The organism is Mesorhizobium sp. M1A.F.Ca.ET.072.01.1.1, from assembly GCF_004023325.1.
Taxonomy (GTDB): Bacteria; Pseudomonadota; Alphaproteobacteria; order Rhizobiales; family Rhizobiaceae; genus Mesorhizobium.
Genome location: NZ_RZSF01000385.1, coordinates 1 through 5,581 on the forward strand (window position 1 = coordinate 1; position 5,581 = coordinate 5,581).

A 5,581-nucleotide genomic window follows, 5' to 3' on the forward strand; every position below is an offset into this window, starting at 1 on the left:
GATCTCGACCACGCCGCCAGGCTGAAGGGCGAGGCGGACGCTGCCGTTGCCGCCTATGAGCAGGAATTGGCGGAAGCTAAGGCCAACGCCAACAAGATCGGCCAGCAGGCGAGCGACGCCGCCAAGAGCGAAGCCGAAAGCACGCGCAAGAAGCTCGAGGCGGAACTCGAGAAGAAGCTCGGCGAAGCCGAGGCGAGCATCGCCTCGATCAAGGCCAAGGCGATGAAGGAAGTCGGCACGATCGCCGAGGACACCACGTCGGCCATCGTCGAGGCGCTGGTCGGCGGCAAGACCGACAAGGCCGAGATTTCGGCCGCGGTCAAATCCGCGACCCGGTGAGGAGGCCATCATGGACGCCACATCACTTGCCACGCTCTGGGCCACCATTGCCCTGATCATCTTCCTCGGGGCCGTCATCTATCTGAAGGTGCCGGGCATGCTCGCAAAGTCGCTCGATTCCCGCGCGGCCAAGATCAGCAGCGAGCTCGAGGAAGCGCGCCGCCTGCGCGAAGAGGCCCAGCAGCTGCTCGGCCAATACCAGCAGAAGCGCAAGGAAGCCGAGAAGGAGGCCGCCGACATCGTCGCCGCCGCCAAGCGCGAGGCCGAGCTCCTTGCTTCCGAGGCGCATAAGAAGACCGAGGACTACGTCGCCCGGCGCACGGCGCTTGCCGAGCAGAAGATCAGCCAGGCCGAGCGCGAAGCGATCGGCGAGGTGCGTGCCAGCGCCGTCGACATCGCCGTCGAGGCCGCCCGTGCGCTGCTTGCCGCCAAGGTCGACGCCAAGGCCGGCGCCGATTTGTTCAAGTCGGCGCTGCAGGACGTGAAGGCCAAGCTGAACTGAGCGGCTCTGCCGTTGCTGACATGAAGCCGCCTGGGCAACCCGGCGGCTTTTTTGTTTTGGGCGCGAATAATCTTCCCTCTTGAGGGGGAGATGTCGCCGAAGGCGACAGAGGGGGTCGTTGCGCGTAGAGCTCGACCCCTTGTGCGACTAAAGAGGGCGTCGGTGCTTCACGCGCGACGACCCCCTCCGCCTGCCGGCCATTTCCCCCTCAAGGAGGAGATTAATCTATTCCCTCGAAGCTCTCTTCCGCTTCCGCCACCTCGACGCCGCCCAACCGGAACGGCGCGAACGACGCCCTGTGCAGTCGAGCCACCGGGCCATGCGCCTCGATCGCGGTCCGGTGGCGGACCGTCGCGTAGCCCATATGCATTTCGAAGCCGTAATGCTCATGATGGCCGCCGCAGCCGCACATCATGCGGTCGCGCATCACCTTGGCGACGATCGAGGCGGCGGCGATAGATTGCGAGCGCTGGTCGCCCTTGATCAGCGCGCGTCCCTCGCAGGTGAGCCCTGGCGGCACGTCGCGGCCGTCCGCCAGCGCCAGTTTGGGCGGCAGCGACAGTCCGGCGGCGGCGCGGCGCATGGCTTCCAGGCTGGCTTTCAGAATGTTGCTGTTGTCGATGCCTTCGGCGCTGATCGAGGCCATCGAGACGCTGAGCGCCGAGCCCAGGATTTTGAGGAACAGCGCCTCGCGCTGCAGATGGGTGAGGCGCTTGGAATCGTCGAGCCCTTCGGGAATGTTGGCCGGGTTGAGCACCACGGCCGCCGCCACCACCGGACCGGCAAGCGGCCCGCGGCCCGCCTCGTCCATCCCCGCTACCGGCCACAGCCCCTCGGCCATCGCTTTCGTTTCAATCGAGAAGTCGGGCTTCTCGACCATTTCGAAGAGAAGCGGAGAATCGGAACGCGCGCGAGCCATGGTGCGGCGAGGTTCGCATCGGCTCCGATTCTCCGCAAGTCCCTCCGGGTCGGATGGGGCGTCGGACCGGGAGGGCACCGTCTCACGGCCGGGGGACTGGGCCGGACGGGATTCTTGAGCAATTTTAGGAAGAGTGCGTAGCGGGCCTTCCGTACGAAGTTACATCAAAACAGAGGGTTAGCGGATCGCAATCCGGGCGCAAAAGTCTGCCTCCGGAGTTGCCTTGGCGCCGGCCTTCGCGGCGGCATCGTCTTCACAGCAGCATCAACTGCTCGCCGACGCCGGAGCCTGCGACGAATTGGTCGGTCCGAAGCTGCCGCCGCTCGGCATTGAGGCCGAGCCGCTTGGCGGCGATCTCGAAGCGCCGGCCGATCTGCCAGGCATAGGGTCCGGCGCCCTTCATGCGCTTGCCCCATTCCGAATCGTAGTCCTTGCCGTCGCGCATCGAGCGGATCAGCGAAATCACATGCCGGTAGCGATCCGGATAATGGCGCAAGAGCCAATCCTTGAAGATCGGCGCCACCTCGAGCGGCAGACGCAGCACGACATAGCCTGCCTCCCTGGCGCCGGCGGCGCGCGCCGAATCGAGGATGCGCTCCATCTCCGGATCGGTGAGGCCGGGAATGATCGGCGCCACCATCACCGAGGCGGGGACGCCGGCATCCGAAAGCTGCCTTATCGCTTCCAGCCGCTTTGTCGGCGTCGAGGCGCGCGGCTCCATGGTTCTCGCCAGCATGCGGTCGAGCGTCGTCACCGACAGCGCCACCTTGGCGAGGCCGCGTTCGGCCATGCGCGACAGGATGTCGATATCGCGCGTCACCAGTGCCGACTTGGTGACGATGCCGACCGGATGGCCACGCGCCTCCAGCACCTCCAGGATCTCGCGCATGATCCGGTATTGCTTTTCGATCGGCTGGTAGGGATCGGTGTTGGTGCCGATGGCGATGGTGCGCGGCTGGTAGCCGGGCTTCGACAATTCCCTGTCCAGCATACGCGCCGCATCGGGCTTGGCAAAGAGCTTGGATTCGAAATCGAGCCCCGGCGACAGGCCCATGAAGGAATGCGTCGGCCTGGCAAAGCAGTAGACGCAGCCATGCTCGCAGCCGCGATAGGGATTGATCGAACGATCGAAGGAAATGTCCGGCGACTCGTTGCGCGTGATGATGGTGCGCGGCTTCTCGATCTGCACCTCCGTCTTGAACGGCGGCAGTTCCTCCAGCGAGTTCCAGCCATCGTCGAACACATGCCGGCTGACCGGCTCGAAGCGGCCGGACGGATTGATGCCCGCGGAGCGTCCGCGATTGCGGTCCGGCCGCACGCGCATGCCGCTCTGTTCTATCATTGCATTTGCCATCTCGGCTCTGCCTGCTCCGAAAGCGGCAATGTCGGCGCGCACGATCTGTTCCATTTTCGCCCTCTCCCAGGGACTGTCGGCAGGCTGTCGAATCGCTCTGTTCATGAAACTATTCCTATTTTACCGATGAGAACAAAGCAAGAACTTTCTCGTTCAGAAAGCGCAACTGGCGCAGCGCCGCGCTTTCCGCTATTCGGCTAAAATGCTCAGCGTCCTCATCGAAACCAGGAACGACGAAGAAGGCCTTGCCCGCACGCTGGCCTCGTTGATCGGCGGCGCGGTCGAGGGCGTGGTGCGCGACGTCATCGTCTGCGACACCGGCTCGACCGACCAGACGCATCGCGTCGCCGAGCATGCCGGCTGCCACCTCGTGGCCGGCGGCATCGCAACGGGCATCGGCCAGGCCAAGGGCGACTGGCTGCTGCTTCTGGAACCCGGCGCCCGGCTCGCCGAAGGCTGGATCGACGACGTCGTCGCTCACGCGGCGAGGCAGACGATGCCGGCGCGTTTTTCACGCGCCCGCGGCAATCGCATGCCGTTTCTGGTCCGGGTTTTTTCGGGCAACCGGGCTCTGGAGGAAGGGCTTGTCATCAGCAAGCGCCAGGCCACGGTGCTGGCGAAAAGCGCCCGGAGCGCCGAAGCCCTGGCGCGCGGCCTCGCCACCAGAAGGCTGAATGCCGAAATCTGGGTGGCGCCGCCGAAGTGAGCGCATGCCCTCCTTCTCTCCAGAAGGCGAAAAGAGAGAAAAAGGCCGCGAACTTTGCCGGCCCATTCTATTGTGCATTGCACAAAAACCTGCAGTGGATTAGCATCTGCTTGAAGCGGGACAATCGGGATTGGGTGACGATGAAGCGGCAGACGGCTGGCGCTTCGTCGAACGCCATGCATACAAGGAACCCGATGAACCTTGGTACTCCAGACAATTCAGGCGCGGCCAGCCTGGAGGCGATCGCTCGTAATGGCAGCCTGTTCAGGCGCATCGCCGTGCGCATCCCGACCTATCTGAAAGATCTACGCGAAAATCCGGCCTGGCTGCCGATGTTCGTGCTGGCACGCACCATGCCGGGGCGCCGCATGCACTGGCTAGGCGCCAGACGCGTCCGCCCGCTCGACAATGCGGGAGAGACGATGTTTGCCGGCGTCGATCGCGAGGCGGTGGTCGCGGCGCTTCGCTCCGATGGACTGTTTTCGGGGTTGACGCTGCCGTCGGCGATCCATGAGGAGATCGCCGTTTTTGCGCAGCGCACGCCCTGTTTCGGCAATTTCGACCGCCGTCTCGAATTCACGCCGGGCGACCATGCCGAGGCGGAGAAGCGTTTCGGCCGCTCGCTGCTCAGCGGGCATTATTTCGAACGCATTCTCGATTGCCCGGCGGCGCTTGCCATCCAGCGGGATCCGCTGCTCCTCGAGGTCGCGCAGCACTATCTCGGCGGCCAGGCGAAACTGATCACGACGCGCGTGTGGTGGAGCTTTCCGACCGGCAAGGCCTCGGATGCCGACAAGAATCTCGCCTCGCTCGGCAAATACCATTTCGATCTCGACGATTGGCGGATGCTGAAATTCTTCTTCTATCTGGTGCCGGTCGACGCCGGCACCGGCCCGCATGTCTATGTCCGCGGCAGCCACAGGCGCCGCGCGCTCAAGCACCAGCTCACGCTTCTGGTCGGCCACCCCGCGGAAGACGTGCTGGACGTCTACGGTCCGGAAAGCCCTGTGACGCTGACGGGCGAGGCGGGCCTCGGCTTCGTCGAGGATCCGTTCGGCTTCCATATGGGAACGGTGCCGACGCATACGCCGCGGCTGATGATGGAAATCGGCTTCGGCGTCTCGCGGCCGTCGCGCCGCCGCTTCCACGGCGAGCCGGTCATCCGCTGAGCCGGACGGGGCCGCTACTCCAGCTTGCCGCCGCGCCTGAGGTGCTCGTCCAGCCGCGGCATGATCTCGACGAAGTTGCAGGGCATGTGCCGGTAGTCGAGCTGCGCCTTGATGATGCCGTCCCAAGCATCCTTGCACGCGCCGGGCGAGCCCGGCAGCACGAAGATAAAGGTGGCGTTGACGACGCCGCCGGTCGCCCGGCTCTGGATCGTCGATGTGCCGATCTTGTCATAGGAAATCCGGTGGAAGACTTCCGAAAAGCCGTCCATGCGCTTTTCGAAAATCGGCTCCAGCGCGTCCGGCGTGACGTCTCGCCCCGTGAAGCCGGTGCCGCCCGTGGTGATGACGACGTCCACCGTTTCATCCTTCGACCAGGCGAGCACTTTTTCGCGGATCTTCTCGCGGTCGTCGGTCACGATGTCGCGAGTGGCCAATACATGGCCAGCCTCTGCGATGCGGTCGGCCAATATCTGCCCCGATTTGTCCTCGGCTAGGCTGCGCGTGTCGGAAACGGTCAGCACCGCGATGCGCACCGGGATGAAGGGGCGGCTTTCGTTGGCCATCAGTCGGTCTCCATGCTGCGCGTCGCGGC

General features: G+C 64.8%; 6 protein-coding genes and 1 pseudogene. 4 read left to right on the forward strand and 3 right to left on the reverse strand.

All coding sequences use genetic code 11. From position 1 onward, the window contains the following. Positions 1-339, forward strand: a pseudogene (locus tag EOA32_RS32305) (ATP F0F1 synthase subunit B); the annotation flags it as partial. 10 nt (positions 340-349) lie between these two features. Continuing rightward, the gene (locus EOA32_RS32310; protein ID WP_066999035.1) at positions 350-841 is read left to right on the forward strand and encodes a F0F1 ATP synthase subunit B; all 492 of its coding nucleotides are present in this window, start codon (positions 350-352) and stop codon (positions 839-841) included. 220 nt (positions 842-1,061) lie between these two features. On the opposite strand, the gene EOA32_RS32315 is transcribed toward EOA32_RS32310, so the two are convergent. Both EOA32_RS32315 and EOA32_RS32320 read right to left on the reverse strand, forming a co-directional pair. Further along, positions 1,062-1,760 (reverse strand): ribonuclease HII, encoded by a 699-nt coding sequence (locus EOA32_RS32315; protein WP_128373893.1) that lies wholly within the window; start codon positions 1,758-1,760, stop codon positions 1,062-1,064. 253 nt (positions 1,761-2,013) lie between these two features. Then, positions 2,014-3,168 carry a PA0069 family radical SAM protein gene (locus tag EOA32_RS32320; RefSeq protein WP_128373894.1) on the reverse strand — a complete coding sequence of 385 codons (1,155 nt, stop codon included), beginning with the start codon at positions 3,166-3,168 and terminating at the stop codon, positions 2,014-2,016. A 148-nt stretch (positions 3,169-3,316) separates the two neighbouring features. Here EOA32_RS32320 and EOA32_RS32325 point away from each other — a divergent pair, with 148 nt between their 5' ends. Next, complete coding sequence (locus EOA32_RS32325) at positions 3,317-3,820, forward strand: glycosyltransferase (protein WP_095827074.1); 504 nt, start codon at positions 3,317-3,319, stop codon at positions 3,818-3,820. 194 nt (positions 3,821-4,014) lie between these two features. Continuing rightward, on the forward strand, positions 4,015-4,989 hold the full coding sequence (locus tag EOA32_RS32330; protein WP_128373895.1) for a hypothetical protein: 975 nt from the start codon (positions 4,015-4,017) through the stop codon (positions 4,987-4,989). 14 nt (positions 4,990-5,003) lie between these two features. Here EOA32_RS32330 and moaB read toward each other — a convergent pair whose 3' ends face one another. Then, positions 5,004-5,552 carry a molybdenum cofactor biosynthesis protein B gene (gene moaB, locus EOA32_RS32335; protein ID WP_095830458.1) on the reverse strand — a complete coding sequence of 183 codons (549 nt, stop codon included), beginning with the start codon at positions 5,550-5,552 and terminating at the stop codon, positions 5,004-5,006. Positions 5,553-5,581: the final 29 nt, after the last annotated feature.

Bases quoted from the DNA above. Each gene is read 5' to 3' on its own strand.
- EOA32_RS32310 (WP_066999035.1), top strand. From the start codon at position 350: ATGGACGCCACATCACTTGCCACGCTCTGGGCCACCATTGCCCTGATC.
- EOA32_RS32320 (WP_128373894.1), bottom strand. From the start codon at position 3,168: ATGGAACAGATCGTGCGCGCCGACATTGCCGCTTTCGGAGCAGGCAGA.
- EOA32_RS32330 (WP_128373895.1), top strand. From the start codon at position 4,015: ATGAACCTTGGTACTCCAGACAATTCAGGCGCGGCCAGCCTGGAGGCG.
- EOA32_RS32315 (WP_128373893.1), bottom strand. From the start codon at position 1,760: ATGGCTCGCGCGCGTTCCGATTCTCCGCTTCTCTTCGAAATGGTCGAG.
- moaB (WP_095830458.1), bottom strand. From the start codon at position 5,552: ATGGCCAACGAAAGCCGCCCCTTCATCCCGGTGCGCATCGCGGTGCTG.
- EOA32_RS32325 (WP_095827074.1), top strand. From the start codon at position 3,317: ATGCTCAGCGTCCTCATCGAAACCAGGAACGACGAAGAAGGCCTTGCC.